The organism is Microbacterium sp. M1A1_1b, from assembly GCF_053345565.1.
In genome coordinates, this window is record NZ_JBKFAJ010000006.1 from 87,095 (window position 1) to 112,241 (window position 25,147).

Sequence of the window (25,147 nt, forward strand, 5' to 3'; positions counted from 1 at the left end):
CCGGCCTAGGCGGGAGCGATGCCGGGGTTGCCGAACGGACGGTGCCGCGGGGTCTTCGACGGCTCGCGGTCGTTCGACTCGGCTGCGGTGTTGGCCGCCTTGCCGGGGACGTCGATCGCGGGCAGGTTGCTCACCGGGCGCTTGTCGCTCGACAGCCACTGCGGGCGCTCGGGCAGCTTGCGGACGTCCTTGAAGATCTCGACCAGCTCGGGCGCGTCGAGCGTCTCCTTCTCGAGGAGCTCACCGGCCAGGCGGTCGAGGACGTCACGGTTGTCGTTGAGCACCTGGTAGGCCTCGTCGTGCGCGGCTTCGAGCAGTGCGCGGGTCTCGGCGTCGACCGTCTCGGCGATGTTCTCCGAGTAGTCGCGACCGGTGCCGCCGCTCATGTCACGGCCGACGAACGGCTCGGTGGACCCGGCGCCGAGCTTGACCGACCCGACAGCGCGGCTCATGCCGTACTCGGTGACCATCTTGCGCGCGGTGCCCGTGGCCTTCTCGATGTCGTTCGAGGCACCCGTGGTCGGGTCGTGGAAGACGATCTCCTCGGCGACGCGGCCACCCATGGCGTAGGTCAGCTGGTCGAGCAGCTCGTTGCGGGTGACGGAGTACTTGTCCTCGAGCGGGAGCACCATCGTGTAGCCGAGGGCACGGCCGCGCGGCAGGATCGTGATCTTCGTCACGGGGTCGGTGTGCCGCATCGCTGCCGCCGCCAGGGCGTGTCCGCCCTCGTGGTAGGCCGTGATCAGGCGTTCCTGGTCGGACATGATGCGCGTGCGGCGCTGCGGTCCGGCCATGACGCGGTCGACGGCCTCGTCCAGGGCGCGGTTGTCGATGAGCTGCGCGTTCGAGCGGGCCGTCAGCAGAGCGGCCTCGTTCAGGACGTTCGCCAGGTCGGCGCCGGTGAAGCCCGGCGTCTTGCGTGCCAGGAGCTCGAGGTCGACACTCGCGGCGAGCGGCTTGCCCTTCGCGTGCACCTCGAGGATCTGCTTGCGTCCGGCCATCCCCGGGGCGTCGACACCGATCTGGCGGTCGAAGCGGCCCGGACGCAGGAGTGCGGGGTCGAGCACGTCGGGGCGGTTGGTCGCGGCGATCAGGATGACGTTCGTCTTGCCGTCGAAGCCGTCCATCTCGACCAGCAGCTGGTTCAGCGTCTGCTCGCGCTCGTCGTTGCCACCACCGATGCCGGCGCCGCGGTGACGGCCGACGGCGTCGATCTCGTCGATGAAGACGATGGCCGGCGAGTTCGCCTTGGCCTGTTCGAAGAGGTCACGGACACGGCTGGCGCCGACGCCGACGAACATCTCGACGAAGTCCGAGCCGGAGATCGAGTAGAAGGGCACGCCCGCTTCGCCGGCGACGGCGCGCGCGAGCAGGGTCTTGCCGGTTCCGGGAGGGCCGTACAGCAGCACGCCCTTGGGGATCTTGGCGCCGACGGCCTGGAACTTCGCCGGCTCCTTCAGGAACTCCTTGATCTCGTGGAGTTCCTCGATCGCCTCGTCCGAACCGGCGACGTCGGCGAAGGAGACCTGCGGGTTCTCCTTGTTGTTCATCTTCGCCTTGGACTTGCCGAACTGCATGACCTTCGAGCCGCCGCCCTGGGCGCTCGAGAGCAGGAACCAGAACAGGCCGAGGATGAGCAGGAACGGCAGGAGCGTCAGGACGAGCGAGACGAACCAGTTCGACTGCTGGACGGTGTCGTTGTAGCCCTTGGGCAGGTCGGCCTGCGCGATGGCGTCCACGACCTCGGCGCCACGCGGCGTCGAGTAGTAGAACTGCTCGGTCGTGCCGCCGTCCCGCAGGGTGAGGTCGACCCGCTGCTCGGTGGAGTTGACCACCACCGACGAGACCTTGCCGTCAGCGAGCTGCTCGAGCCCCTTCTGGGTGTCGATCTGCTGCGTGCCGGACTGGCTGATGAAGGCCCATCCGATCCAGATCCCCACGAGTGCGATGAGCACGTAGAGGTACGGCCCGCGGAGGATGCGCTTGAAGTCCATGTGATCCGGGCGCCGTGGCCCGAGCCTTTCTCTGCCGGAGTTGCGTGCTGATCAGCATACGGCCGCGATTCTGTGGCGAGAATGGATGTCCTCTGCGGGCGAACTCGGAGGTCGGCTACGAGTAGATGTGCGGGGCCAGGACCCCGATGCCACGCAGGTTGCGGTACCGCTCGTCGTAGTCGAGTCCGAAGCCCACCACGAAGGCGTCGGGGATGTCGCAGCCGACGTACTTGACGTCGACCTGCACCTTCGCTGCCTCGGGCTTGCGCAGCAGCGTGACGATCTCGACGCTGGCGGCCCCGCGGGACTCGAGGTTCTGCTTGAGCCACGACAGGGTCAGGCCGGAGTCGATGATGTCCTCGACGATGATGACGTCGCGGCCGTGCAGGTCGGTGTCGAGGTCCTTGAGGATCCGCACCACGCCGGACGACTTCGTGCCGGAGCCGTAGGACGACACCGCCATCCAGTCCATCTTCGCCTGCAGGGTCAGGTGGCGGGAGAAGTCCGCCATGACCATGACCGCACCCTTCAGGACACCGACCAGCAGGGGGTCCTTGTCGGCGTAGTCCCGGTCCACCGCGGCGGCGAGTTCGGCGATCTTGTCGTCGATCTGCTCGGGGGTGAAGAGCACTTCGGAGAGGTCGTCCTGCACGTCGGAGAGTTCCACCACGCCAGCCTAACGGTCCGGATGCACCTGCCCGGCGGCGAACGACAGCCGGTCCCCGTCGCGGGACACCCGGATGCCGGGCAGGTCGATCGGCCCCTGCCCGCTCCACTCGGTGACCAGTCGGCAGACCTCGAGCGTCTGCAGTCGGCTGAGCGTCACGCCGAACTCGCTCTCGACCGCCAGCCGCACCAGCCGCTGCCGGAGCGCCGGCGGGTTCGCCTGCAGCTGCCGAACCGACAGCGCGATCCCCGCCTCGGAGTGCTCCGCCAGGTCCTCGGCCATCTCCTCGGCGAAGTGGTCGAGCGCCGCGGCGTCCTCGCGCAGCTGGTCGGCCGTGCGGGCGAGGGCTGCGGCGACGTCGGCACCGAGCTCGCGTTCGAGCACCGGCATCACGGCGTTCCGGACGCGCACGCGGGTGAACGCGGTGTCCTGGTTCTGTGGGTCGTGCCAGGGCGCCAGGCCGGCGGCGGCGCACGCCTGCCGCGTGGTGTGCCGACGGACGCCCAGCAGGGGGCGGCCGTAGGCCGGACCGTCGACCCGACGGGCGAGCGGCGGCATGCCGGACAGACTGTCCGGCCCGCTGCCGCGCAGCAGGCCGAGCAGGACCGTCTCGGCCTGGTCGTCCAGGGTGTGCCCGAACAGCACCAGGGGCGACCCCAGGTCCGACGCGACGTGCGCGATCGCGGTGTGGCGGGCCTCCCGTGCGGCGCCTTCCGGACCACCGTCGGAGCCGACCGTGACGCGGCGGACGGTCACCGGGTCGAGTCCCAGCTCGGACGCCTGCCGGGAGGCCCGGGTCGCCACCGCCTCGGAGCCCGCCTGCAGCGCGTGGTCGACGACCACCGCACCGGCCCGGAGCCCCTGCTTGGGCGCTTCGAACGCGGTGGCCGCGGCCAGTGCCAGCGAGTCGGGCCCGCCGCTGAGCGCGACGAGGACCAGGTCGCCGGGACCGACCACCGACGTCTCGAGCGCCTGCGCCAGGAGCGCACGGACGCCGCGCCGGGTCTCGGCGACGGCGGGATCGAGCCGGGGACGCGGAGAGTTCACCCGGTAACGTTAGCCGCGCTCTCGGAACCACCGACAGCCCCAACGACACACCAGGAGTGCAGACATGGCCGCGTACGACGTCGTCGTCGAGATCCCCAAGGGCAGCCGCAACAAGTACGAGGTGGACCACGAGACCGGTCGCGTGTACCTCGACCGCGTGCTGTTCACCTCGTTCGTCTACCCGACGGACTACGGGTTCTTCGAGAAGACCCTGGCGGACGACGGCGATCCCGTGGACGCGCTGCTGCTGCTCGAGTACCCGACCTTCCCGGGCGTCGGCGTCAAGGTCCGCCCGGTCGGCGTCTTCAAGATGAGCGACGAAGCCGGCGTCGACGCCAAGGTCCTCGTCGTCCCCGCGAAGGACCCGCGCTGGGCGCACATCCAGGACATCTCGGACGTCGACGAGCAGACCAAGGCCGAGATCGCGCACTTCTTCGAGCGCTACAAGGACCTCGAGCCGAACAAGTGGGTCAAGGCCGAGGGCTGGGGCGACGCCGCCGAGGCCGAGGCCATCGTGACGGCCGGCCAGGCCGCGTACGTGCCCGGCTCGCACTGACGCTCGTCGGTCGGCGGGCCGGCGTCGCCGTGACCCGCTGATCGCACCGCGTGCTGATCGCCCCGCTGTGATCGCACCCCCGCAACGACATCGCGCCCCGTCTCCACGGGGCGCGATGTTCGTTGTGGGGCGCGATGCGCCGTCGTGTGGGGGACTACATCGAGCCCGACGGACGGGCGACGTACGGCAGCAGGTCGCCCGTGCCCCAGACCGCACGCTCGACGACGCCCACACCGGGTCGCGCGGCCTCGATCATGCGGCCACCGCCCGTGTAGATCGTGTCGTGGTACCCGCCCGACGCGGCACCGTTGTGCGAGAAGAACAGGATGTCGCCGGCCTGCCGTTGCGACAGCGGCACCAGCCGACCGATCGAGCGGAAGTAGTCGTACTGCCAGACGACGTTGTGGCCGCCGGTCGCGATGCCCTGCGAGCTGTAGGCCATCATCACCAGGCCGGAGCAGTCCCAGACGTTCGGGCCGGCGCCACCGAGGACGTAGGCGTCGCCGAGCTGTGCGCGAGCGAAGGCGATCGCGCCCGCGGCCTTGGACGGGGTGCTCGGCGCGGTCGGCGTCGTCGGCGCGGGAGCCGGTGCCGGGGCTGGTGACGGCTTCGACGGGGCGGGAGCCGGCGCGGGCGCGGGAGCTGGCGCTGGGGCCGGGTTGCTGTTGCCGCCGCCGCTGTTGTTGTTGCCGGACTTGCTCGGGGTGCCGCCGGTGCTCGGTGCGGGGTTGTTCGTGGTCGTCGTGCCCGTCGGCGCGCTCGATCCGCTGGCCGCGTCCTTCGCTGCCTGCGCCGCCAGCTGCGTCTCCGCCTGCTTCGCGCGCTGGTCCGAGTAGTAGGCGCTCTCGGTCGCGACCGTCGTGCCCTTGAGGAACGCGAGCTGCTCGAGCACCTCGTTCTGCTGGTTCTGCGCGTCCTGCAGCTTGCCGCTGGCCTGGGCCGCGACAGCGTTGGCGGTGTCGAGCGCGGTCTTGGTGGCGTCGGTCGCCTTCCCGAGGGCCTTCGTCGCCTGGCTCTTCTGGGCTGCGACCGAGTCGAGCGTGTTCTGGTCGGCCTGGGCCTTGGCCAGGACCGTCGCCGAGCGCTCCGACAGGTGCGACATCGTGCCGACCTGGTAGAGCAGGTCCTTGGCGTCCGAGGCGTCGACCAGCATGCTCGTCGTCAGGTCCCCGCCGCCGCTGCGCGAGAGCTCGACCACGAGCGCGGCGACCTGGCCGGCGGATGCGTCGGCGGCCTGCTTCGCGCGCTTGGCCTGGGCGTCCAGGTCGTCGAGCGTGGCCTGCACCTCCTGCTGTTCCGATGCTGCCAGCGCGTACGTCTGCCCGGCCTGCTGCACCACGACACCGGCCTGGTCGGCGGAGTCCTGCAGTCCGGACAATCGCGAGGCGAGCTCGTCGACCGTCTGCTGCGTGTCGGCCTGGTCGGCCTTGGCTGCCTGCACGTCCGCCCACGACGGGGCCGTCGCGGGGGTCGCCCCTGCCGGTCCGGCGATGCCCACCGGCAGCCCGATGCCGAGCAACGAGACGGTGGCGATGCCGCAGGCGAGGGAACGCGCAGGCTTCTTCATGTGGTGTCAGGGCCTCTCGGGCGCGCACACGGTCATACCGAGATCCCCCGCGCAGCCATGAAGGGGACCGGGTCGACGGCAGCGCCACCCACCCGGGTCTCGAAGTGGAGGTGGCAGCCCGTGGACCAGCCGGTCGAACCGACCTGGGCGATCTGCTGCCCGGCGGAGACCTGCTGGCCGTTCGCGACCATGATCCCGCCGTTGACGATGTGGCCGTAGGCGGTGGAGATGCCGCCGCCGTTGTCGAGGATGACCTCGTTGCCGTAGCCGCCGCCGTTGCCGGCGAACGTGACGGTGCCGGAGTGCGCCGCGTAGATCGGCGAGTAGCAGCCCGGTGCCAGGTCGACGCCGGCGTGCAGCGCGTGTGCGTGCGTGTAGGGGTCGATGCGGTAGCCGTAGGGGCTGGTCTGGTAGCCGGCACTCGGGCGGACCCAGCCGGACGACGTGGGGGCGCCACCGCCGGAGCCGTTCGAACCGCTGCCCGAACTGCTGCCGGCTGCGGGGGTGCGCGCGGCGGCAGCTGCTGCGGCTGCCGCGGCCTCGGCACGCTGCTTGGCGAGCGCGGCCTGACGGGCCTTCTCGACCTGCACGCCCTTGTTGTACTTCGCCTCGACGTCGGTGGCGTTCGAGGTCAGGAGCGTGAGCTGCGCCTCGAGCCGTGCCTGGTTGTCGTTCTGCGCGTCGACCGCGGTCTGTGCGGCGTCTGCGGCGCTCTGCGCGGCCTGCATCTTCTGCTGCGCCGCGTCGGCCAGGGCGCCGAGCGCCTTCTTCGCAGTCTCGGACTTGTCCGACTGCGCCTGGGCGGTGCCGCGGTCCTGGGTCGCCTGCGCGTAGATGCCGTCGGCCTGTTCGCTGAGCTTCGACATCGCGCCGAGCTCGTACAGGTAGTCCTTGGAGTCGGTCGGGTGCGTGAGCAGGTCAGTCGTGACGTCGTTCGCACTCGCCCGCCCGAGCTGCGCCGCGAGCTGACCGGCCTGCGCCTCGGACTGCGATGCCGTCTTCTCGGCGTCATCGGCCTGCTGCTGGAGCTTCTGCTGCTGCAGGGTCGCCGCGTCGTACTTGGTCTGCGCCGTCTGGTAGGCCGTGCCGGCGTCCTCGGCAGCCTGCTGCTTGGCGGTGGCCTGCGAGGTGAGGTCCGCGATCAGGCCCTTGATCTCGGTGACCTTGTCCTGCTGCGCCGACTGCGAGGCCTTGGCGGCCTGCACGTCGCTCCAGCTGGGGTAGCTCGTCGCCGACGCACTGTCAGTCGGTGCGATGGCGGCAACGGCCCCGGCCGTGAGCACGACGGCGACCGCGGCGGCGATCACGCGGCGGCGGAAGCTGAGGAGGGAGAGGGAGGAGGTCGACATGGTCTCGATTTCGTAACAGCGCGGCATGGCTCACGCACGTAACACTGTCAACAAGCGCAACAGTAACAACAGGTGCCGGCCCGGTGCAGCCCCTCGCACGAGGGACACGGCCGACGACGATGCTCGCACTCGAACACCGACGGCGCAGAATCGCAACCCGCAGATCGGTGGCAGGTCCGTGGCGAGTGAAGCCCGCGGAGCACCCCCGGCCGGGTGCGACACGCCGGGCGACACGGGCGCGACGGGTCCGATTTGTCATCAGCGCGGGGCTTCCGTATGCTTGACCTCCGGTGCAGCGATGTACTGCTTGCGGCCCCATCGTTTAGTGGCCTAGGACACCGCCCTTTCACGGCGGCAGCACGGGTTCGAATCCCGTTGGGGTCACTCCACGTGAGACAGCAAGCAGCACGGACGGACACCACAGCATGATCAGCACCACCAGTAATTCAACATGGCCCTGTAGCGCAGCTGGTTAGCGTGCCGCCCTGTCACGGCGGAGGTCGCGGGTTCAAGTCCCGTCAGGGTCGCCACGGCTGGATAGCTCAGTTGGTAGAGCGTTCGACTGAAAATCGAAAGGTCCACGGATCGATGCCGTGTCCAGCCACAGCAGGAAGCCCCCGGTGAAGCCGGGGGTTTTCTTGTTTCCGGGGTCGGATTCGATGCCGCTCCGGTGACGCTGTGCCGGTTCTGTGCCGGTTGCTCGTCGCCAGGCAACTCCCCCAGGGCTCCCGATCGAGCTAGCGTCGGAGCATGGAAGACGCACGACGAGTACCCGAAGATGGAGCTCCGACGTTCGACTTCGATGCCGTCGACTTCGTCACCGCAGACCATCACTTCGGGCATGCGCGGATCATCGAGCACGCGAGGCGTCCGTTCGGCAACGTCGAGACGATGGATACCTCTCTCGTCGAGCGCTGGAACTCAGTCGTCCCGCCGGAGGCCATCGTGCTGCACCTCGGCGATCTGCTCATGGCCTCGATGAACGACGTCGGTGATGCTCTTGCCCTCACCCGTCAGCTGCACGGACGTCGGCTGCTCGTCCCGGGCAACCACGACTGGGTCTCGCGAGCGACGCAGACAAGGACTCGCATCCAATCAATGACGCCTCTGTACGAAGCCGCCGGCTGGACGGTGCTCCCCGAGGTGCTGAACGGGTCACGACACGGGCAACTGCTCCGTGCTTCGCACTATCCGTATGACACTGTCCCGATCGACAAGCTCAAGAAGGTCCGTCCGGTGGACGATGGTGTTCCACTCGTTCACGGGCACACGCACTCGACGGCGGTCTTCACGAATGACGACGCGATGATGCATGTGGGCGTCGACGCTTGGAAGTTCGCACCGGTCCCGATGAGCGCGGTCGACACCTGGCTCCGAGAACGCATCTGAGCGCGGCCGTGCGGATCACTCGGTTGTTCGAAACTGAAGGACGGAGGTTCCACTTACGCTCGCCCCATGTCTTGGACTGAAAGCTATGGACTCATCTGCCAGGTGTGCTCGTTCGACAGCTCTGTCGTCTCGTTCACGCCGATTGAGAACGGCGGGGTCATCTGCTCTTGTGGAGCAGCTTGGAACGCGGATGGATCGCGACGCAGCGACTACACGCCCCCAGCACCCTTCGGGGACTACCCCGACCTGACATTGGCAGAGTGGGTGTCTCGCGGAGACGCCGGGACGCTCCCTCCCGTCACACGACGGGCCGATTGACACAGAGCCGTAGTACCCCTGCTCCCTCGCGCAGGAGGCCACGAATTACTGTTCCCCTGTGCCGGCCGTCGCAATCGCCGAATCTGATGCCGCCTGGCGATCAGAGCGGTTGGCTACTGGTCCGGTGGACCGCGATCAAGGTCTCGAGAGCCAGGACAAGCACTTCACGGTCAGACTTGCTACCCGTTATTTGCCTCGCCTCATCGAGCAGCTCTCGGTCGATTGACACTCGGGCCATGGGCTAAGCCCCCTGCCATTGGGCCGACTCTCGATCGAGTCCGTCACGGAAGCGGTCGATCAACGCTGCGTCATCGAAATCTGCAACTGGCCGGTGCGCTCCCAACAGGAGAGTCATCACGTCGCGGTCCTTCTCAGCGTCATACCGGGCCTCCCACATCGCTTCACGGAGGGCCACCCCGCCGACCTGCAGAGACATCCGCCCGCTGCGTACGAACGCATAAGCGGGCTCCACAGCACTGAAGAAGAACCAAATCGTGTGCAGCTTGGCCGCAAACCCAGGCGTGCGGACCAGATTCGCTCGCTCTACTCGCCGCGGGAAGCCGTCGACCTCGACCACATCATCCGGGAAGTCCCGCAGCGACTCTGCGACGGTCGTCTTACCGTTCACGGACCCGTCCCTCCTAGAAACAGCTGGTCAAGTGCGCCGGTTGCTCGCACTGCGGAGTCGGAACGTGCACGACTGTAGCGCTCCGTGACCTGCATCGAAGAGTGTCCCAGGATGGCCTGCACGTCGTTGGCAGCGCTCCCGGCATCGAACAGGAGCGTTGCGAGAGTGTGTCGGAGATCGTGGATGCGCAGATCTGGCCTGTCCAGGACTCGTCGAAGGTTCTCCCAGTCGACGGCCCTACGGACGTTCGACACCTGCAGGCGTCCCCCCTTGGGACCGGTGAACACGAGATCGTTGCGGCGTTTACCCTCGACCTGCTCGGTTATCGAGGGCAGGAGCGTCCCTGGCAGGGGGACGGTTCGCTCCTTGTGACTCTTCGGGCTCTGCTCGATCAGCTCACCATTACGTCCCGGCGAGAAGCTCCGACGAACGTGGATCACTCGTCCCGCCAGGTCGACGTCGGACACCCGCAGAGCACTCGCCTCCCCCGCTCTCATCCCGGTGAACACGAGTGCCGAGAGGTATGCACGGTAGGGACCGTCCTCAATCGCAGCGAGAAGCGTGCGGACCTCCTCGGAAGAGAGCGCTCTCGACCGAAAACTCCGTGCTCCGTCTTCGCGAGGCCGACGAACCAGTCGCGCCGGGTTCCCGCCGATCACGCCGAACCGGACCGCACCGTCGAGAAGCCGACTGAGCATGGCAAGAGCGTCGTTGCGCGTCGAAGCCGATCCGCTCCACTGTCCGATTGCCTCATCGACATCGCCGGCAGAGATCGTCTCCAACTTGCGGTGCCCGAACCACGGCTGCACTCGGCGTCGCCACGCAACGTCGTAACCACGAGCCGTAGCGGGACGGATACTCGATTCGATCGTCGGCCAGTAGCGCGAGTGCCAAACATCGAGGGTCATACCGCCGTCTGGCTTGATCCGAGTTCGAGCTTCACTCCGCACACGCTTCGCTTCGGCAAGCGACCCAACGAGGAAGCTCCGCTCTCGATCCTCACCGTTCAGACCTGTAGCCCATACACGGACCTGGTACTTCCCGCGGTCGGTCCGGTACCTGATTCCTTCGGGGAGCGGCTTGCGAGTCCGCGGGTCCAGCCGCTCAGTGCGCTCGGCCACTGGTACCACCCGATTCGAGGAAGCCGACGATGGTCGACGTCTTCCACAGCACGTGTTTCCCCATGCGCGCGTCCGGGTACGGAACCCTGGACTGGCGGCGGAGCGCATCGAAGGTCGAGAGCGGGACACGGCAACGAGCAGCCGCCTCGCGTCGCGTGAGGTAAGCGTCCTCCTCGACGAGTGTCGTTTCTTCGTGAGCTTCCTGATCAGCGAACATCGCCGTCTCCTTTGTCTGGCCTCTTGGTGTTTCGCGAATCTCTCCATTCCCTCGCCGCACGGGCAGCCTCGATCGCGAGAGCCTTGTCGCCCTGCGAGGTCCATCCCATCCCGGCGTAGGACCAACTCCCAACGACGAGCACGCTCTCGACTTCTCCCGCGTCAGGCTCACTTGCAGCCGCGGCGATGCGTTCAAGTCGCCACTGATGTCGTGCTTCCCGGAGAGAGCCGAGCGTTACCGAGTAGCGCCTCGACTTCGTCGAGAAGTGGCCACGAAAGCCGAGCATCCGAGACCAACGCTCAAGAAGTACGTAGGGCGACTGCGGTTCTGCAGCGACTCCGATCTGCTCGGCGACGTCGCGGAGCCTGACGAGGTGTGGACGGGGCGAAGCCCCCACATCCAGATCCTCCGTCGCCTTGGTCGCGTACTTGGCGATGTAGGCGGCGACCGCACGATCCGACAGCCGTCCATCGAGACCTTCGCCTCGAACGATCGGCTTCACGTCGATTTGCCGCCCCCAACGGAGCACGTTCGGGAAGCGTCCAGAGGGAAGGCTGGGCGGTTGATACCGCACCGCACGCGCAGCCTGGCGGATCGCTTGCGTCAGGTGAGCGGTCGTCATGCGATCATCTGGCGCTGGGAAAGCATCATCGCTGTCGACACCGTCGAGTCGGACGATCGCGTGGAAGTGGACGGCGCCCCGCTTCTGGAACTCCGCCACTTTCGCGAACTGTGGTCGAACGAGAGTGGAAGCCTGTCGCTGACTCATGCCAAGGACTCTGGCGAGCTCCCTACGAAGCTGGATGGTGAATCGCCTCCACAGCTCGGACGCGAAGTACTGCCACACGACGTGGCCCTCGTAGTCGTAGCAGTCTGGGCAGATCGCATCGCCGAGCTCGGGTCTGCCTCCTCCGTGTCCGGTCCCGCATTCCGGTCGGCCACCGTGTCTGCAGGGTTTGGCCCGGGCGCAGGCCGCGCCGTGTACGGCTCCGAACGAAGGAGCGGTCAGTGTGAGGAAGACCATTGGGTGGGCCGCGACTGAGTTGGGAACGCCCTTCATACCGCCGGCTGCGCCAGCCATGATCATGTGCCAGGTGTCGCCCTTGTACTCGTGGCTGCACGAGGCGCAGCGTTGCGCGCGGCGGTTACCGCAGCGAGTGAAGAGGACGTGGTCCGGCTGGTCGGCAGACGAGAACCTGGCGCGCTCCTCCCCCGTCTCAGATCCGAAGGTCGTGGATGCTCCGACCAGCCGAACCGGGTTCGTGCAGAAGCCCACCCGGGCGGCACCCCGCATCCAACGGTCGAACTCCGGACTGCGGAGACGGCGCGCGACTGACTCAGCGAGGCCCATCAGACACCACCAGTTCGGGGACCGCGCATCCGATCGGGTACACGTACCCAGTCACATCGTCTGTGCGCAGCACTGGACGGCAGACGTCTACCGCGGCGTGCTCCTTGCGTCGTTGATTGATCCAGTCGGTGAGCTGCGCGTCAGTGCACGACTGGTTCGCGATTTGCCCGTACCGCTGGACGAGTGAACGGTCTGCAAGATCTGGCGCGACGTAGATCGCGTGCTCTACACCGTTCGTCGTGTCCCAAGAGATGCGCAGGTTGCACATCGAGGGTTTTGCCTCGGCCGCGGCTGGAGCGTGTTTCGCTGCGGTGAAGTGACCGAGGATCGCGCCGCCGGCGACGAGCACCCCAGCGACGACGATGACCAGTGCGGATCGTGCGATGTTCTTCATGACTCCTCCTTCGATTGAACAGCGCTCCGCGTCCGACGTCGCGGACGGGCGGGCTCACGTGCACTTTGTGTCTCAGGTACGACCACCGGCTTGAAGCGCGGCGCTGCAAAGGTTCGTGCCGTGTGCGTGATCAGGGCGTCGTCCGCGTACCCAGCCCGCACCCGCTGCGGTGTCGCGAGCTCGTCGGACAGGACGTAGGCGGTGCCGGGCGCGCCGATCGGGATCTCGTGGCAGAGCGCACCGGCAGCGACAGAGCCGTCGCCGAGCACCATCGACGTCTCGGTCCGGTCCCGGAGACGAAGCCCGATCGTCTGGGTGAAGAGCCCCCGCGCGGGCAGCGCCTCCTTGCGTGGATCCTGCAGGCACGCGATCACCACGAAGCCGACAGCACGCCCTTGTGACGCCAGCGTTGCGATGCTGGCGTTAGCCCGGCGCTGCAGATCCCGGTCTGGTTCGTACGCCGTCAGAGCAGCGAGTTCGTCGATCAGGACGATCACGAGAGGGGCCTCAGTGGAAGCTTCATGCTGCCGAGTCGTCCCGGCGAGGTCGCGAGCCCGTGCCTGCATCTGAGCGACGGCCTCCTCGAGCATGGTCACCGCGTGCACCGAGTCGTTCGCGAAGCGAGTCAGGAGAGGCTTACCCATCCCGAGCTCCATGCCGCCCTTGAGGTCGACGCCCCACACTTCGACCATCCCGGATCGGACTGCGCCGGCGAGCCCCAAGAGGAGCGCCCAGACGATCGACGCTTTGCCGCTTCCCGAGGCCCCTGCAACCAGCGTGTGCGGACCGAGACGGAGCCTCCAATCGTCGCCCTCCTCAGTCCGGCCCATCGTGACCGCTCGTCCGTCCCACTCATCGCTTGGAGCAAGTACGAACGGTTCGGCAAGAGGGTCGGCGTAGTACAGGCGAAGTCCGAGCTGATCGATCCGCGTCCCGGACAAGGTGGCGCGACGCGCCCCGAACGCTGCCGCGATCCGGTCCAGGTGAGCTCCGACGTCCCCGGACGTGAGACCGCTCGGGAGGTACAGCGGGACAAGACACGCATCTGCGTCCCAGCTCGGTGAACCGATACCGGCTGCGATACGCGATCCACTCGGACCATGCGCTTCAAGCCGGAGTGTCTGCGCAAGAGCCGGCCAGGCGGCCACGATGTGCCGGGAGATCGAGCGCTGCTGCGCTCGGTGGAGGGCTTCGTCGATGGTGCCCCACACCCGCAGACGGCGAAGCACGAAGATCAGTGCCACGAAGCCGTTGAGCGACCACACAAGTGGCAACCAGGTGGTCAAGAGATCCACGAGAGTGAGGATCATCAGTCCGATCAGCACCCACCGGAAGCGTCGGGCGAACCCCTCGAACTCGTCAGCCCAATAGCGGACCTCCTTACGAACGGACCAACTCATCACTCACCACCCCGCGGCTTCGCAGCGGCCTTCATCTCGCGAGCCCGGAGCGAGTACGCGACGCGTGGTCGACCGCCGTTCTCCTTCACGTACGGGGTGACCGACAGACCATCGAAGACGACCGGACGGAACGGGAGGCCTTGGATCTCCGGCGGGGCAACCGGCTCGCTGATGCTGATGATCTTGACCGTGACCTCGTTCTGGCCCTTGCGCGCGTCAGGATCAGCGTCGATCACGCGCACCTGCCACATCGGCTGACCGGAGTTCTTGTCGAGGTCCTGCCCCTGACGCTGCCCGTCATCGGACCACTTCACGACCGGCTCGACCTCACCCACCATGAACGCACCCTTCGGGAAGTACGCGTCGAAGCTCACCGGGATTGCTGACTGGAGTGCCATGAGATTCCTCTCTAACTTGGTCTATCTAGATACGTTGCAGTAAGTTCCTACCGGCACCTACTGAGATCAACGGTAACTTATCTAGACAGGCAAGTCAACCAACGTGACCGGCGCACGGCCATCACGAACGGTCTCCGCACGAATGACCTCAACCCCGCCGCTCAGTCCGACATGCCGCGTGACAAGCACCGGCTGCTCCCTCGGCAGAAGCAGATCCGCAGCCTCGCTCCGAGTCGGCATCCTGCTCAGGACCTCCTCGTGCAGTCCATCCACCGAGTCGGCCACCGCGCACAAAGTCGCTACGGATTCGGTGACAGAGCCGCCATGCGCCAAGGCCTCAGGGAGGACGTAGCGGCTCACGGCGAAGACCTGGCCTGAGTGCTTGTGGAAGATCTCCAGCAATCGGCCCTCACCCAGCCACTGCGGAGCGGAAACCAGCCCTCCTCGATCAGACAACGCGAGAGAGTCGGTCACACGAAGGTCACCCGTGGCGAGCTTTGCCAACACGTCAGCGAGGTCCGGGGGCTTCGGCAGCGCACCAGTCAGCGGAGGCAACACCGACGCGTCGAACGAGAGCGTCCTCATGGCCACGCGCAACGGCGGTGGCCCGTCCACGTACACCCCCTTGCCCTTCTCCGACACGATCCGACCCTCTGCGCGAAGGACGTTCAACGCCTCGCGGATCGTCATGGGTGCCACGCCGAAGTGCCGAGACAGCTCGGGGGTCGACGGCAGCATGTCCCCAGACGCCAGCGCACCGGTCGCCATGAGATCGAGGAGCCGGTCGGCGATCTGGCGATACAGCGGATCGCCAGAAGCTCGGTCGAGCTCGCCGAGGTCAGAAGCAGCCAGACGGTTCATATCTAGACAGGTTACCCGACTGCCCCGGCCAGCGCTTCAGCCCGAGCTGTGAGAACTTTCTCTACTCGTTCAAGGCCGGCCTAGCGGCCGGGCCGGCGCGCGACGCCTCCGGTGCGTCCGGTCCTCGCTTCGCTGCGGTCCGGGCGCTCCTCGCCCTCGCACCCCGGCGCACCGTCGGCGGATGGTGCGAAGATCAGCACGCGCCACAGCAGGTCCCCAAGCCAGGCGGTGTAACCCGCTGTGGTAACTTCCGACAACGCCTCACGTTGTTCGACAGGAGACCCAGTTGGTGCAAATCACCCGAGCTATCGTTCACGAGATCCCGAAGGGCAGATACGCTGCAGACGGCGAGCACCAGGTTGGCCTCTCAGCAGAGGAAACCGTTTTGGCCCCTCAGACCAAGCGCTTCATCGAAGAAAACATGCTGGACTTCGCTCTAAAGAGCCCGCGGCAGGTCATTGAAGACTCTGGCGCGGGCTCGACCACGCCCGATCAGGTCCGCAGCATATTCAAGAATCCGGACACCTTTGTTACGGCCTCGCAAGAACTCGCGCACAATCTCCACCGATCCCAAACCGGGAATAGCCCTTCAGGCATTCTCATCGTAGCTATTGCGACGAACAACGGGGAGTCCTCTTTGATCCTTCTCAAAGCTGAGCACGCGGAAGGCATGCGGCTGCGCCGCGTCGGAGACGAAGCCACGGGACATTTCGACCTTGAGCACCTGAATGAGCTAATTGTCGGTAACAATTCGCGAATCTACAAGATTGCAGTACTCAAGGTCAGCAACTCTCTCGTGATCGGGCAGATGGTGGACCAACAAAACGGGGTTGCCTTCGCGGAGTTCTTCATGTCCACCTTCCTCGGCTGCCGCCTTGCGGACAACTCAGAGGTTCAGACGAAACAATTTATGCAATCCGCCATGGGCTGGGTAAACCAGACTTCGGCGGATGACGGCACGCAATCACGATACGCGACTGCCCTCCTTGCTTACATGAGCGCTCCCGCTCCAACCTTCCAAGCCTCGGAATTTGCAGATCAATTTCTAGAGGCGGAAGATCGAGACAGTTTCATGAATTCACTACCCGAAGATGTTTCGCAGGCAGTTGTCTCAAAAGATCTCGCCCTAGTCCCTGGTCACGGCGCTGGGCTGCGCATGTATGGGCACGGAGTCGTGGTCTCAGCAAGTGCTTCCGCCCTTGACCGTGGGGATGTAGAGATCGTCTCAGAGGGTTCCGACGGGACCACGATTTATATACGGGGTGCTTTGCGGCGGTACGGCTTAGGTACAGCCCCAAAGGATTGACGAATGAGTATCACTAGCCTGACCGAACGCTACTTTCAGGAGAAGAGCTCCCTTCACGAAGCTCTCACCGCCTGGAAGCTGCTCCTTGAGCCTGCAGCACATCGCATTGATCCAGCTGCTGCGATCCTCGGTCGGGTTAAGACTTACAGCAGCATGCTGGGGAAGGCGTACCGTAAACCCAGTCACGTACGCCAATGGCACGAGTTCGGTGACCTTGTGGCTTTGAAAGCAATCTTTCCGACCACACAGGGCGTGGACGCGTTCACCGACTGGCTGCTCAAGCAAGCCGAATGGGAGCCAGTACTAGATCACAAGGAACTAAAGCCCGATGAGATGAAGTACAGGTCGGAGCAATTTGATCTCGTCTCGAAAGAAATCACGGACTCAACTGGTCAGCCGATCAAGATTGAAGTTCAGGTTCGCACTGCAGCTAGCGATGCGTGGTATGTGGTCGACCATCGGCTCCGCTACAAGGGTGCGGTGGAACTCCCCGACGAACTCAAGCGGAAACTGTTGAGGCTTATTGTCCTCACCGAACTCTTCGACGAAGAAGTCAAGGCGGTAATAGAGAAGCAGGCCGAGATGCCTGAGTATGCCGTTGCTCGTACCTACGACAATTTGCGGGTTCAAATTGAACGCTTGGTCGACGATCAGACGAGAACTTCAAGACCAGAAGGGCTTCTCGAGCTACTGCTCGATGCGTATACGCCCGAGGAGATGGAAGACCTCGACCGGCGCCTATCGACCTTTGTGGATGTCAATGAGGAAGCACTCAGGGCCACACTGATGGCTCATCATCACGAGTCGCTTTCCTACGTCGAGGAACGCGACTGGATCTATTACGAGCCCGAGGTGCTTATGATCGCAGAACGTTCGGCGACCAAACCTGCCCTCTTGCGCTCGAAGGTCGAGTATTCAGACTTCGGAGGAATTATCGGGCCCGCAATACAGGTGTTCATATTAGCTCTTGCCTAAAGCCCTCGCGCGGAGGATTTCCGACTATGTACAGGAGGGTTTGCTACCTCGCCTTGGCCTGACCGCTAAGTGCGTCCTGAGGGAGTCAGAACTTGACGCGGTAGAAGCCGGAAAGACGAGCCACCGTGCCGGTAACGTGCCGGGAAACCAATCAATCTGGCCAGGACTAACTAGCGCCAAACCGCCTCGCACCCTCGTCCGACCTGGACATCAAAGACCAACGGGTACTCGACTACCGGCAATTTCCTGACTGAAAATCGAAAGGTCCACGGATCGATGCCGTGTCCAGCCACGGTGAAAGGCCCCTCACGGAAGTGAGGGGCCTTTTTCCGTGGTACGGCTTCGGGTGTTCTGCGTGCGCGGTTTGCGCCCGAACAACCGGAAGCACCTCAAACCACGGCGATGCGCGGCGCGAGGTGCTTTCGGTTGTACGACCGAACCCGTCAGGCCTCGCGGGTCTTCGGGCTGCTGTCGTTCGTCTTCGCGGGGTCGCGCTCCACGACACCACCGAGTGCGTCGTCGATGCGCGACAGCAGCTCGGCCGGGATCGTCACACCTGCGGCGCCGGCGTTGTCGTGCACCTGCTCCGGACGCGATGCCCCGATGATCGCCGACGCGACGTTCTCGTTCTGCAGCACCCACGCCACCGCGAGCTGCGCCATCGACAGGTCGAGTTCCTTCGCGATCGGCTCAAGCCCCTGCACCGACGTCAGGACCTCGTCGCGCATGAACCGCTTGATCATGTCCGCGCCGCCCTTGTCGTCCGTGGCGCGCGACCCCTCGGGCAGCGGCTGACCCGGCTTGTACTTGCCCGTCAGCACCCCCTGGGCGATGGGCGACCAGACGATCTGCGAGATGCCGAGTTCCTTCGACGTCGGCACGACCTCGGCCTCGATGACGCGCCAGAGCGCCGAGTACTGCGGCTGGTTCGAGATGAGCTGGAAGCCGAGCTCCTTCGCCAGTGCCGCACCCGCGCGCAGCTGCTCGGCGGTCCACTCCGAGACGCCGACGTACAGGACCTTGCCCTGCCGCACGATGTCGGCGAAGGCCTGCATGGTCTCTTCGAGCGGGGTCTCGTGGTCGAAACGGTGCGCCTGGTACAGGTCGACGTAGTCGGTCTGCAGCCGGCCGAGCGATCCGTCGATCGACTCGAGGATGTGCTTGCGCGACAGCCCGACGTCGTTGTGGCCCTTGGGCCCGGTCGGACCGAAGACCTTCGTGGCGATCTCGAGCGACTGGCGTCGTTCGCCCTTGAGCGCTTCGCCCAGGACGGTCTCGGCGCCGGTGTTGGCGTAGACGTCGGCGGTGTCGAACGTCGAGATGCCGACGTCGAGCGCCGCCCGGACGCAGGCGATCGCCGCGTCGTTCTCGACCTGGGAGGCGTGGGTCAGCCAGTTGCCGTAGGTGATCTCGGAGACCTTGAGGCCCGAGTTGCCGAGGTAGCGGTACTCCATGTGCGTGTCACTCCTGTCGTGGCCGCGTCGATGCGACTCACGGGGTGACGGTAGTCCCCCGAAACTGCGCGGCATCCGACGCCGCACGTGGTTTCGTGGACGCATGACCAGCAACGGAGCGAGTGTCCTGTTCATCGGCGGGAGCGGCGTCATCAGCGCCGCGTGTGTGGCGGAAGCGACCCGACAGGGGATCGACGTCACGGTCCTGAACCGCGGGACCACCGGGGGCAGGCCGCTGCCCCAGGGTGTGGAGCGCCTCCAGGCCGACGTGTCGGACCGCGACGCCCTGGCAAAGGTGCTCGGCGACCGCCGCTTCGACACGGTGGTGAACTGGATCGCGTTCACGCCCGACCAGGTGCAGGCGGACATCGACTTCTTCGCCGGCCGGACCCGGCAGTACGTGTTCATCAGCTCGGCCTCGGCGTACCAGACGCCGGCGACGCACCTGCCGATCACCGAGTCGACGCCGCTGAAGAACCCGTTCTGGCAGTACTCCCGCGACAAGATCGCGTGCGAGGACCTGCTCATGCAGGCGTACCGCGAGCAGGACTTCCCGGTGACGATCGTCCGGCCGTCGCACACCTACGACGAGACGAAGCTGCCCCTGTCGGGCGGGTGGACGGCGGTCGCGCGCATGCGGGCCGGCAAGCCCGTCATCATCACGGGTGACGGGTCGTCGCTGTGGACGCTGACGCACAGCCGGGACTTCGCGGTCGGGTTCACCGGGCTGCTCGACAACGCGTCGGCGATCGGCGAGGCCTTCACGATCACGAGCGACGAGGCCCCGACGTGGAACCAGATCGCGGCCGAGATCGCTGCGGCGGCCGGTGTGGACGACCTGCGCATCGTGCACGTGCCGGCGGACGCGATCGCCGCCGTGGACGCCGAGTGGGGCGCGGCGTTGCTCGGCGACAAGGCGAACAGCTCGGTGTTCGACAACAGCAAGATCCGCTCGCTCGTGCCCTGGTACCAGCCCCGCACGCCGTACCGCCAGGGTGTGCGCGAGGTCATCGCGTGGTACGAGGCGCACCCGGACGAGCAGGTCGTCGACGAACGGCTCGACGCCCTGATGGACCAGCTCGCCGAACGCTGGGCGGTCTAGCTGCCGAGCGTCCATCGAGGGAGCAGGAATCGTCGGGTGGTTCGGGCCGACTCGACGATTGCTGCTCCCTCGACGGGGTCCCGCACGGGGTCCCGCACGGGGCGCGGACGGGGCGCGGACGGGAGGCCCGGTGCGGGCCCGGCGCGTCAGCTGCGGTCGTGCAGGACGGCGCGCAGGGCCCCGATCGCGTCCGCGATCTGCTCGTCGGTGACGACGAGCGGCGGCGCGAAGCGGATCGTCGACCCGTGGGTGTCCTTGACCAGGACCCCGCGTGCGGCCATGGCCTTGGCGATCTCCTTGCCGGTGCCGATCGCGGGGTCGATGTCGATGCCCGCCCACAGTCCGGCGACCCGGTGCGTCACGACTCCGCGTCCGACCAGGTCGTCGAGCAGTCCGCGCAGCAGCGGTTCGCCGTCGAGGGCCCGCTGCTGGAACGTGCCCTCGGCCAGCATCGCGACGACTTCGGAGCCGACGGCCGCGGCCAGCGGGTTGCCGCCGAACGTCGACCCGTGCTCACCCGGACGCAGGACGCCCAGGACCTCGCGCGACCCGACCACGGCGGACACCGGGACGATGCCGCCGCCCAGGGCCTTGCCGAGCGTGATCAGGTCGGGGCGCACGCCGACGCGCGACACCGCCAGGGTGTGCCCGGTCCGACCCAGGCCGGACTGGATCTCGTCGGCGATGAACAGCGCGCCGAACTCGTCGCAGACCGCACGCACGGCCGGCAGGTAGTCGGCCGGTGGGATGACCACGCCACCCTCGCCCTGGATCGGCTCGAGCAGCACGGCCACGACCGTGTCGTCCATCGCCTCGCGCAGCGCTGACGCGTCGCCGTACGGCACCGTGCGGAACCCCGGCGTGTACGGGCCGAAGTCGTTGCGGGCGTCGGGGTCGTCCGAGAACGAGATGATCGTCGTGGTGCGGCCGTGGAAGTTGCCGCTCGCGACGATGATCGTTGCGCGGTCGGCGGGGACGCCCTTCACCCGGTAGCCCCAGGCACGGGCGACCTTGATGGCGGACTCGACGGCCTCGGCGCCGGTGTTCATCGGCAGGACCATGTCGGTGCCGGTGAGCTCGGCGAGTGCCGACGCGAAGGGGCCCAGCCGGTCGCTGACGAACGCACGGCTGGTCAGCGTGACGCGGTCGAGCTGCGCCCGTGCGGCGTCGAGCAGCCGGGGGTTGCCGTGGCCGAAGTTCACGGCCGAGTACGCGGCGAGCCCGTCGAGGTACTGCTTGCCGTCGACGTCGGTGACGGTCGCACCCGAGCCGGATGCGATGACGACGGGCAGTGGGCTGTAGTTGTGCGCGAGCGAACGGTCCTCGACGGCGAGCGCCGCCGCGGTCGCCGATCCGGTCGCGGTGACGTCGGTGGTGCTCATCAGGACCGCGCCACGGAGGTGCCGGTACCGTCCGGGTGCAGGTCGAGCGTGCAGCACTTCACGCCGCCGCCGCCGAGCAGCAGCTCGGACAGGTCGACGCCGATCGGGTTGTAGCCCTTCTCGCGGAGCTGCTCGGCGAAGGTGGTGGCCCGCGCGGCGATCACGACGTTGTACCCGTCCGAGTAGGAGTTCAGGCCGAGGATCGCGGCGTCCTCCTCGGTGGCGATGATCGCGTCGGGGAAGCGTTCGCGCAGGATCGCCAGCGACGGCTCGTCGAACGCGCTCTCGAGGTACGCGATGTTGCTGGTCCCGTCCGCGGACGGCTCCGGGTCGAGCACGGCGATCGCGGTGTCCAGGTGGTAGAAGCTCGGGTTGATGAGCTTGAGGGTGACGACCTCGCGTCCGTAGACCTCGGCGAGCTCTTCGTGCGAGGTGCTGTCCGAGCGGAAGCCGGTCCCCGCGTAGATGGTGTTGCCGATGAGCAGGAAGTCGCCTTCGCCCTCGTTCGTCTCACGCGGCTCGGCGACCCTCAGGCCGGCACTGCGGAACCAGTCCATGTACGCGGGGCCCTCGGGCTGGCGCTCCGGGTACTGGAACTTGGCACCGTACGCGACACCGTCGAGCACGAAGCCGCCGTTCGCCGCGTAGACCATGTCCGGCAGGCCGTCGATCGGGTCGATGTACGCGATGTCGAAGCCGAGCTGCTCGTAGACGTCGACGAGCGACTGCCACTGCTGCACCGCCTTGGACGTGTCCGTGGGCTGCTCGGGGTGCATCCACGGGTTGATCCGGTAGCTCACCGTGTAGAAGTCCGGCTTGCACATGAGGATGGTGCGCTTGGTCGCGGTACGGGCGGGGGCCGACATCGTCTCGGTTGTGGGATTCGACACTGGAGTCCTCCTGGGGGACTTCGGGCCCGAGCCTGCCAGGAACCACCACTCGAGGAAGAGCTCGGTGAGATGCAGGCTCACTCACCGTGTTCCGAGGCGGACCAGGTCGACGCCTGGGATCAGTCTAGGGAGACTCGAGCCCACACAGGCTGCGAACGCGCGCACGTTTCGTGCGTCCAGCACGGCGACCTCGCAAGAACTCCGCGTAGGATCCTCAACGATGGATTCGCTCGACCACCGCATCCTGGATCGACTCCGGGACAACGCCCGCGCCGGCTACGGCGACATCGGGGCGGTCGTCGGGCTCTCGGCGTCGGCCGTCAAGCGCCGGGTGGACCGCCTGGTCGCCGACGGGGTGATCCGCGGGTTCACGATCAAGGTCGACCCCGCGGTCGAGGACCGGGGCACCGAGGCCTGGGTCGAGCTGTACTGCCGCGGCACCGTCTCCCCCGACGAACTGCGTGCGCTGCTGGACTCCGTGCCCGAGGTGGTGGATGCCGGCACCGTGACCGGCAGCGCCGACGCGGTCGTGCACATGCGGTCGCGTGATCTGCCCGCACTCGAAGAGGCGCTCGACCGCGTCCGGTTGGCCCCCCAGGTCGACCACACCCGCAGCGCCGTGGTGCTGTCCCGCCTGGTTTCCCGCGAGACCGCGTAGCGTCCGGCCCATGGCTCGGATCGCGTCGTCCAGGAGGCCCGACTCGGCTCCCACAGGATCGCGTCACGCCCGCCGCCTGGTCACCGCCGCGACCGCTGCGTACGTCGCGAACTGCGTGTGGGGCACCGCCGTGGCCGTCCGGCTCATCCGGACGAAGAAGCTCCGGATCGTGCACCACGGTCTGTTCGTCGTGACGGCGACCCTGACGGGTGCCGCCGCGACGACCCCGCTGTGGACACACTCGCGCTCGGCGCTGTTCCTGCTCCCCGCTCTGGTCCCGCTGGCCGTCGCGCCGCGCACGAACCCCCGGTCGAGAGCACACTGGAGCGTTGCGGTCGCCGCCGCGCCGTCCTACCTGGGGGCGCTGCTCGCGCGGCGTTGACCGGACAGGAAGGACAGCACGTGGAGCTCTTCGAGGCCATCCGGCGACGGCGCACGACGAACGGGCCGTTCCTGCCCGACCCTGTCTCCCAGGAACACCAGCGGCTGCTGGTCGAGTTGGCCGGGCGGGCACCGTCACAGCTCAACAGCCAGCCGTGGCGGTTCGTCCTGGTCGAGGAGCGGCCGACCATCGAACGCGTCGCCGAGATCAGCGGCCGCTCGATGACCCGAACGATGGCCGAGGGCACGTTCTTCCAGCGCTACAAGCCGTACTTCCGGTTCAGTCAGGCCGAGATGGACGAGCGACGCGACGGCATGCTGTTCGACAAGCTCCCCGGGCCGCTCAAGCCGTTCACCAAGCAGGTGTTCACCAAGCGCGGGCAGACCCTCATGAACGCCCTGCGCGTGCCGCAGACCCTGGGCGAGGAGAACCGGAAGCTGGTCGCCGGGTCGCCGTTGCTGCTGGGCGTGATGCTCGACCGTCACGAGTACCGGGCAGAGGAGTTGTCGGGCTTCTACTCGGTGTTCAGCATGGGCGCGGCGATGGAGAACGTCTGGCTCGCGACGACGGAGCTCGGACTCGGCATCCAGTTCGTGTCCTTCCCGATGGAGACCCCGGGTGCGTGGGTCGAGATCGAGGGCCTGCTGCGGGTCCCGCCCGAGCTCGAGCTGATGGCCGTGTACCGGATCGGCTACCTGCCACCAGAGCGTCGGCGACCCGCGATCGACTGGACGTCGAGCGAACGGAAACGGCCGTCGCAGTACGTCTTCCGCGGGACCTGCGACACCCCGCAGCAGGGATGGGACGACGCGCCGGTCGCCGGCCACATCGACGAACGGAGTGACTCGTGACCGCCGGCCGGATCGACGGAGGCGGGTCGGGCCTCCAGTCCGTGTCGTCGGCCGCGCCGGCCCTGACCGGCCGTCCGTGGATCTCGCAGGACTGGCTCGACGTGGTGTTCGTGCACTGGCGGGTCGACGTGTCGGCCGTGGCGCCGCTGCTGCCCGCCGGCACCCGTCCGGACACCATGGCACTCGACGGCAGCGACGACGACGTGACGACCTGGGTCGGACTGATCGGCTTCCGCTTCACCGACACCCGGTTCCCGCCGCTCGGTCGACTCGGGCGCACCGGCAGCATCGGCGACTTCGTCGAGGTGAACGTGCGCGTCTACACGCGGGACGACCAGGGCCGACGCGGGGTGGCGTTCCTGTCGCTCGACGCGGGGAAGTTCCTGCCCACGCTCGGCGCACGTGTGGCCACCGGCCTGCCGTACTGGTGGGCGGACGCCGAGACCCGCAAGCGCGACGGACGCGTCGGCTACGCGATGCGGCGGCACGGCACCCACGTGCGCTCGACGTTCGACGTGCGGGTCGAGCCGCAGGTCGCCGAGCCGACGGCGCTCGAGACGTTCCTGACGGCGCGGTGGGGCATGCACGTGCACCGCGCCGGGCGCACGCAGTTCTGGCCGAACGAGCACGCGTCGTGGGAGCTGCACCGGGCCTCGGTGGTGTCGCTGCGGGACGACCTGGTCCGTGCGGCCGGGCTGCCCTTCGCCCTGACGACGCTCGAGCCGGACTCGGTGCTGTACTCGCCCGGTGTGACGACGCGGTTCGGCGCTGGTCGGGGCTGACGCGCCGGGCGGGGTGCTGGTGCGACAGGGCCGATGTCGTACGACACCGTGGATGTCGTTCGACCAGCGGACCGGCCCGGCCCGGACCCGCAGACCGTCAGTCGCGCG

At 67.1% G+C, this 25,147-nt stretch carries 26 protein-coding genes and 3 tRNA genes; 12 read left to right on the forward strand and 17 right to left on the reverse strand.

Going from position 1 to position 25,147, the window contains the following annotated elements; genetic code table 11:
• Nucleotides 1–5: 5 nt before the first annotated feature.
• The 3 genes from ftsH to tilS all read right to left on the reverse strand — a co-directional run bounded on the left by ftsH (nucleotide 6) and on the right by tilS (nucleotide 3,708).
• Nucleotides 6–1,994 carry an ATP-dependent zinc metalloprotease FtsH gene (gene ftsH / locus ACLBWP_RS14510; protein ID WP_243563460.1) on the reverse strand — a complete coding sequence of 663 codons (1,989 nt, stop codon included), beginning with the start codon at nucleotides 1,992–1,994 and terminating at the stop codon, nucleotides 6–8.
• A gap of 115 nt (nucleotides 1,995–2,109) precedes the next feature.
• Nucleotides 2,110–2,661, reverse strand: a complete 552-nt coding sequence (gene hpt / locus ACLBWP_RS14515) for a hypoxanthine phosphoribosyltransferase (RefSeq protein ID WP_447655717.1) — start codon at nucleotides 2,659–2,661, stop codon at nucleotides 2,110–2,112.
• 9 nt (nucleotides 2,662–2,670) lie between these two features.
• The gene (tilS, locus tag ACLBWP_RS14520) at nucleotides 2,671–3,708 is read right to left on the reverse strand and encodes a tRNA lysidine(34) synthetase TilS (protein WP_447655718.1); all 1,038 of its coding nucleotides are present in this window, start codon (nucleotides 3,706–3,708) and stop codon (nucleotides 2,671–2,673) included.
• 64 nt (nucleotides 3,709–3,772) lie between these two features.
• On the opposite strand from tilS, the gene ACLBWP_RS14525 reads away from it, so the two are divergent.
• Nucleotides 3,773–4,264, forward strand: a complete 492-nt coding sequence (locus tag ACLBWP_RS14525) for an inorganic diphosphatase (protein WP_243563457.1) — start codon at nucleotides 3,773–3,775, stop codon at nucleotides 4,262–4,264.
• Between the two features lie 154 nt (nucleotides 4,265–4,418).
• Here ACLBWP_RS14525 and ACLBWP_RS14530 read toward each other — a convergent pair whose 3' ends face one another.
• A complete protein-coding gene (locus tag ACLBWP_RS14530; protein WP_447655719.1) occupies nucleotides 4,419–5,831 on the reverse strand; it encodes an NlpC/P60 family protein in 1,413 nt (470 codons plus the stop codon).
• 32 nt (nucleotides 5,832–5,863) lie between these two features.
• Complete coding sequence (locus tag ACLBWP_RS14535) at nucleotides 5,864–7,180, reverse strand: M23 family metallopeptidase (protein WP_447655720.1); 1,317 nt, start codon at nucleotides 7,178–7,180, stop codon at nucleotides 5,864–5,866.
• A gap of 311 nt (nucleotides 7,181–7,491) precedes the next feature.
• Between ACLBWP_RS14535 and ACLBWP_RS14540 the strand changes: the two genes are divergently transcribed.
• The 4 genes from ACLBWP_RS14540 to ACLBWP_RS14555 all read left to right on the forward strand — a co-directional run bounded on the left by ACLBWP_RS14540 (nucleotide 7,492) and on the right by ACLBWP_RS14555 (nucleotide 8,569).
• Nucleotides 7,492–7,564 (forward strand) — tRNA-Glu (locus ACLBWP_RS14540).
• A 69-nt stretch (nucleotides 7,565–7,633) separates the two neighbouring features.
• Nucleotides 7,634–7,710, forward strand: a tRNA-Asp gene (locus ACLBWP_RS14545).
• Between the two features lies 1 nt (nucleotide 7,711).
• Nucleotides 7,712–7,784, forward strand: a tRNA-Phe gene (locus ACLBWP_RS14550).
• A 146-nt stretch (nucleotides 7,785–7,930) separates the two neighbouring features.
• Nucleotides 7,931–8,569, forward strand: a complete 639-nt coding sequence (locus tag ACLBWP_RS14555; protein WP_447655721.1) for a hypothetical protein — start codon at nucleotides 7,931–7,933, stop codon at nucleotides 8,567–8,569.
• 418 nt (nucleotides 8,570–8,987) lie between these two features.
• Here ACLBWP_RS14555 and ACLBWP_RS14560 read toward each other — a convergent pair whose 3' ends face one another.
• The 9 genes from ACLBWP_RS14560 to ACLBWP_RS14600 all read right to left on the reverse strand — a co-directional run bounded on the left by ACLBWP_RS14560 (nucleotide 8,988) and on the right by ACLBWP_RS14600 (nucleotide 15,257).
• Nucleotides 8,988–9,125, reverse strand: coding sequence for a type II toxin-antitoxin system VapB family antitoxin (locus ACLBWP_RS14560; RefSeq protein WP_447655722.1), 138 nt, complete (start codon nucleotides 9,123–9,125; stop codon nucleotides 8,988–8,990).
• A 3-nt stretch (nucleotides 9,126–9,128) separates the two neighbouring features.
• Nucleotides 9,129–9,515: a hypothetical protein gene (locus ACLBWP_RS14565; RefSeq protein ID WP_447655723.1), complete on the reverse strand. Its 387-nt coding sequence runs from the start codon at nucleotides 9,513–9,515 to the stop codon at nucleotides 9,129–9,131.
• Nucleotides 9,512–10,636 carry a tyrosine-type recombinase/integrase gene (locus tag ACLBWP_RS14570; protein ID WP_447655724.1) on the reverse strand — a complete coding sequence of 375 codons (1,125 nt, stop codon included), beginning with the start codon at nucleotides 10,634–10,636 and terminating at the stop codon, nucleotides 9,512–9,514. Before ACLBWP_RS14570 ends, ACLBWP_RS14565 begins: the two co-directional genes overlap by 4 nt.
• Entirely contained in the window at nucleotides 10,620–10,853 is a 234-nt protein-coding gene (locus tag ACLBWP_RS14575; RefSeq protein ID WP_447655725.1) for a hypothetical protein, read from the reverse strand. Before ACLBWP_RS14575 ends, ACLBWP_RS14570 begins: the two co-directional genes overlap by 17 nt.
• Nucleotides 10,843–12,204, reverse strand: coding sequence for a replication initiator (locus tag ACLBWP_RS14580; RefSeq protein WP_447655726.1), 1,362 nt, complete (start codon nucleotides 12,202–12,204; stop codon nucleotides 10,843–10,845). Before ACLBWP_RS14580 ends, ACLBWP_RS14575 begins: the two co-directional genes overlap by 11 nt.
• Complete coding sequence (locus ACLBWP_RS14585; RefSeq protein ID WP_447655727.1) at nucleotides 12,191–12,598, reverse strand: hypothetical protein; 408 nt, start codon at nucleotides 12,596–12,598, stop codon at nucleotides 12,191–12,193. The genes ACLBWP_RS14580 and ACLBWP_RS14585 overlap by 14 nt, the downstream gene beginning before the upstream one ends.
• Complete coding sequence (locus ACLBWP_RS14590) at nucleotides 12,595–13,998, reverse strand: FtsK/SpoIIIE domain-containing protein (protein ID WP_447655728.1); 1,404 nt, start codon at nucleotides 13,996–13,998, stop codon at nucleotides 12,595–12,597. Before ACLBWP_RS14590 ends, ACLBWP_RS14585 begins: the two co-directional genes overlap by 4 nt.
• Nucleotides 13,998–14,396, reverse strand: coding sequence for a plasmid replication, integration and excision activator (locus ACLBWP_RS14595; protein ID WP_447655729.1), 399 nt, complete (start codon nucleotides 14,394–14,396; stop codon nucleotides 13,998–14,000). The genes ACLBWP_RS14590 and ACLBWP_RS14595 overlap by 1 nt, the downstream gene beginning before the upstream one ends.
• Nucleotides 14,397–14,477: 81 nt before the next feature.
• The gene (locus ACLBWP_RS14600) at nucleotides 14,478–15,257 is read right to left on the reverse strand and encodes a GntR family transcriptional regulator (RefSeq protein ID WP_447655730.1); all 780 of its coding nucleotides are present in this window, start codon (nucleotides 15,255–15,257) and stop codon (nucleotides 14,478–14,480) included.
• A 289-nt stretch (nucleotides 15,258–15,546) separates the two neighbouring features.
• Between ACLBWP_RS14600 and ACLBWP_RS14605 the strand changes: the two genes are divergently transcribed.
• Both ACLBWP_RS14605 and ACLBWP_RS14610 read left to right on the forward strand, forming a co-directional pair.
• Nucleotides 15,547–16,563 carry a nucleoid-associated protein gene (locus ACLBWP_RS14605; protein WP_447655783.1) on the forward strand — a complete coding sequence of 339 codons (1,017 nt, stop codon included), beginning with the start codon at nucleotides 15,547–15,549 and terminating at the stop codon, nucleotides 16,561–16,563.
• A gap of 3 nt (nucleotides 16,564–16,566) precedes the next feature.
• On the forward strand, nucleotides 16,567–17,538 hold the full coding sequence (locus ACLBWP_RS14610) for a hypothetical protein (protein WP_447655731.1): 972 nt from the start codon (nucleotides 16,567–16,569) through the stop codon (nucleotides 17,536–17,538).
• A gap of 443 nt (nucleotides 17,539–17,981) precedes the next feature.
• Here the strand turns inward: ACLBWP_RS14610 and ACLBWP_RS14615 are convergent, their stop codons facing one another.
• A complete protein-coding gene (locus ACLBWP_RS14615) occupies nucleotides 17,982–18,992 on the reverse strand; it encodes an aldo/keto reductase family protein (RefSeq protein WP_447655732.1) in 1,011 nt (336 codons plus the stop codon).
• 103 nt (nucleotides 18,993–19,095) lie between these two features.
• Between ACLBWP_RS14615 and ACLBWP_RS14620 the strand changes: the two genes are divergently transcribed.
• Nucleotides 19,096–20,094 carry an NAD-dependent epimerase/dehydratase family protein gene (locus ACLBWP_RS14620; protein WP_447655733.1) on the forward strand — a complete coding sequence of 333 codons (999 nt, stop codon included), beginning with the start codon at nucleotides 19,096–19,098 and terminating at the stop codon, nucleotides 20,092–20,094.
• A gap of 146 nt (nucleotides 20,095–20,240) precedes the next feature.
• Here ACLBWP_RS14620 and rocD read toward each other — a convergent pair whose 3' ends face one another.
• Both rocD and ddaH read right to left on the reverse strand, forming a co-directional pair.
• Nucleotides 20,241–21,476 carry an ornithine--oxo-acid transaminase gene (gene rocD / locus ACLBWP_RS14625; protein WP_447655734.1) on the reverse strand — a complete coding sequence of 412 codons (1,236 nt, stop codon included), beginning with the start codon at nucleotides 21,474–21,476 and terminating at the stop codon, nucleotides 20,241–20,243.
• Nucleotides 21,476–22,366 (reverse strand): dimethylargininase, encoded by an 891-nt coding sequence (ddaH, locus tag ACLBWP_RS14630; RefSeq protein WP_447655735.1) that lies wholly within the window; start codon nucleotides 22,364–22,366, stop codon nucleotides 21,476–21,478. Before ddaH ends, rocD begins: the two co-directional genes overlap by 1 nt.
• Before the next feature lie 220 nt (nucleotides 22,367–22,586).
• Here ddaH and ACLBWP_RS14635 point away from each other — a divergent pair, with 220 nt between their 5' ends.
• From ACLBWP_RS14635 to ACLBWP_RS14650, 4 genes are read left to right on the forward strand one after another with little or no spacing between them, the layout of a single operon-like run.
• A complete protein-coding gene (locus ACLBWP_RS14635; RefSeq protein WP_243563451.1) occupies nucleotides 22,587–23,024 on the forward strand; it encodes an Lrp/AsnC family transcriptional regulator in 438 nt (145 codons plus the stop codon).
• A 10-nt stretch (nucleotides 23,025–23,034) separates the two neighbouring features.
• Entirely contained in the window at nucleotides 23,035–23,406 is a 372-nt protein-coding gene (locus tag ACLBWP_RS14640) for a hypothetical protein (protein WP_447655736.1), read from the forward strand.
• A gap of 20 nt (nucleotides 23,407–23,426) precedes the next feature.
• Nucleotides 23,427–24,257: a nitroreductase family protein gene (locus tag ACLBWP_RS14645; protein ID WP_447655737.1), complete on the forward strand. Its 831-nt coding sequence runs from the start codon at nucleotides 23,427–23,429 to the stop codon at nucleotides 24,255–24,257.
• A complete protein-coding gene (locus tag ACLBWP_RS14650) occupies nucleotides 24,254–25,039 on the forward strand; it encodes a YqjF family protein (protein WP_447655738.1) in 786 nt (261 codons plus the stop codon). Before ACLBWP_RS14645 ends, ACLBWP_RS14650 begins: the two co-directional genes overlap by 4 nt.
• The last annotated feature ends 108 nt before the right edge of the window (nucleotides 25,040–25,147 follow it).

Coding starts and splice junctions, on each gene's coding strand:
- ftsH (WP_243563460.1), bottom strand. CDS start 1,994: ATGGACTTCAAGCGCATCCTCCGCGGGCCGTACCTCTACGTGCTCATC.
- ACLBWP_RS14525 (WP_243563457.1), top strand. CDS start 3,773: ATGGCCGCGTACGACGTCGTCGTCGAGATCCCCAAGGGCAGCCGCAAC.
- ACLBWP_RS14530 (WP_447655719.1), bottom strand. CDS start 5,831: ATGAAGAAGCCTGCGCGTTCCCTCGCCTGCGGCATCGCCACCGTCTCG.
- ACLBWP_RS14535 (WP_447655720.1), bottom strand. CDS start 7,180: ATGTCGACCTCCTCCCTCTCCCTCCTCAGCTTCCGCCGCCGCGTGATC.
- ACLBWP_RS14555 (WP_447655721.1), top strand. CDS start 7,931: ATGGAAGACGCACGACGAGTACCCGAAGATGGAGCTCCGACGTTCGAC.
- ACLBWP_RS14560 (WP_447655722.1), bottom strand. CDS start 9,125: ATGGCCCGAGTGTCAATCGACCGAGAGCTGCTCGATGAGGCGAGGCAA.
- ACLBWP_RS14575 (WP_447655725.1), bottom strand. CDS start 10,853: ATGTTCGCTGATCAGGAAGCTCACGAAGAAACGACACTCGTCGAGGAG.
- ACLBWP_RS14580 (WP_447655726.1), bottom strand. CDS start 12,204: ATGGGCCTCGCTGAGTCAGTCGCGCGCCGTCTCCGCAGTCCGGAGTTC.
- ACLBWP_RS14585 (WP_447655727.1), bottom strand. CDS start 12,598: ATGAAGAACATCGCACGATCCGCACTGGTCATCGTCGTCGCTGGGGTG.
- ACLBWP_RS14590 (WP_447655728.1), bottom strand. CDS start 13,998: ATGAGTTGGTCCGTTCGTAAGGAGGTCCGCTATTGGGCTGACGAGTTC.
- ACLBWP_RS14595 (WP_447655729.1), bottom strand. CDS start 14,396: ATGGCACTCCAGTCAGCAATCCCGGTGAGCTTCGACGCGTACTTCCCG.
- ACLBWP_RS14600 (WP_447655730.1), bottom strand. CDS start 15,257: ATGAACCGTCTGGCTGCTTCTGACCTCGGCGAGCTCGACCGAGCTTCT.
- ACLBWP_RS14610 (WP_447655731.1), top strand. CDS start 16,567: ATGAGTATCACTAGCCTGACCGAACGCTACTTTCAGGAGAAGAGCTCC.
- ACLBWP_RS14615 (WP_447655732.1), bottom strand. CDS start 18,992: ATGGAGTACCGCTACCTCGGCAACTCGGGCCTCAAGGTCTCCGAGATC.
- ACLBWP_RS14620 (WP_447655733.1), top strand. CDS start 19,096: ATGACCAGCAACGGAGCGAGTGTCCTGTTCATCGGCGGGAGCGGCGTC.
- rocD (WP_447655734.1), bottom strand. CDS start 21,476: ATGAGCACCACCGACGTCACCGCGACCGGATCGGCGACCGCGGCGGCG.
- ACLBWP_RS14635 (WP_243563451.1), top strand. CDS start 22,587: ATGGATTCGCTCGACCACCGCATCCTGGATCGACTCCGGGACAACGCC.
- ACLBWP_RS14640 (WP_447655736.1), top strand. CDS start 23,035: ATGGCTCGGATCGCGTCGTCCAGGAGGCCCGACTCGGCTCCCACAGGA.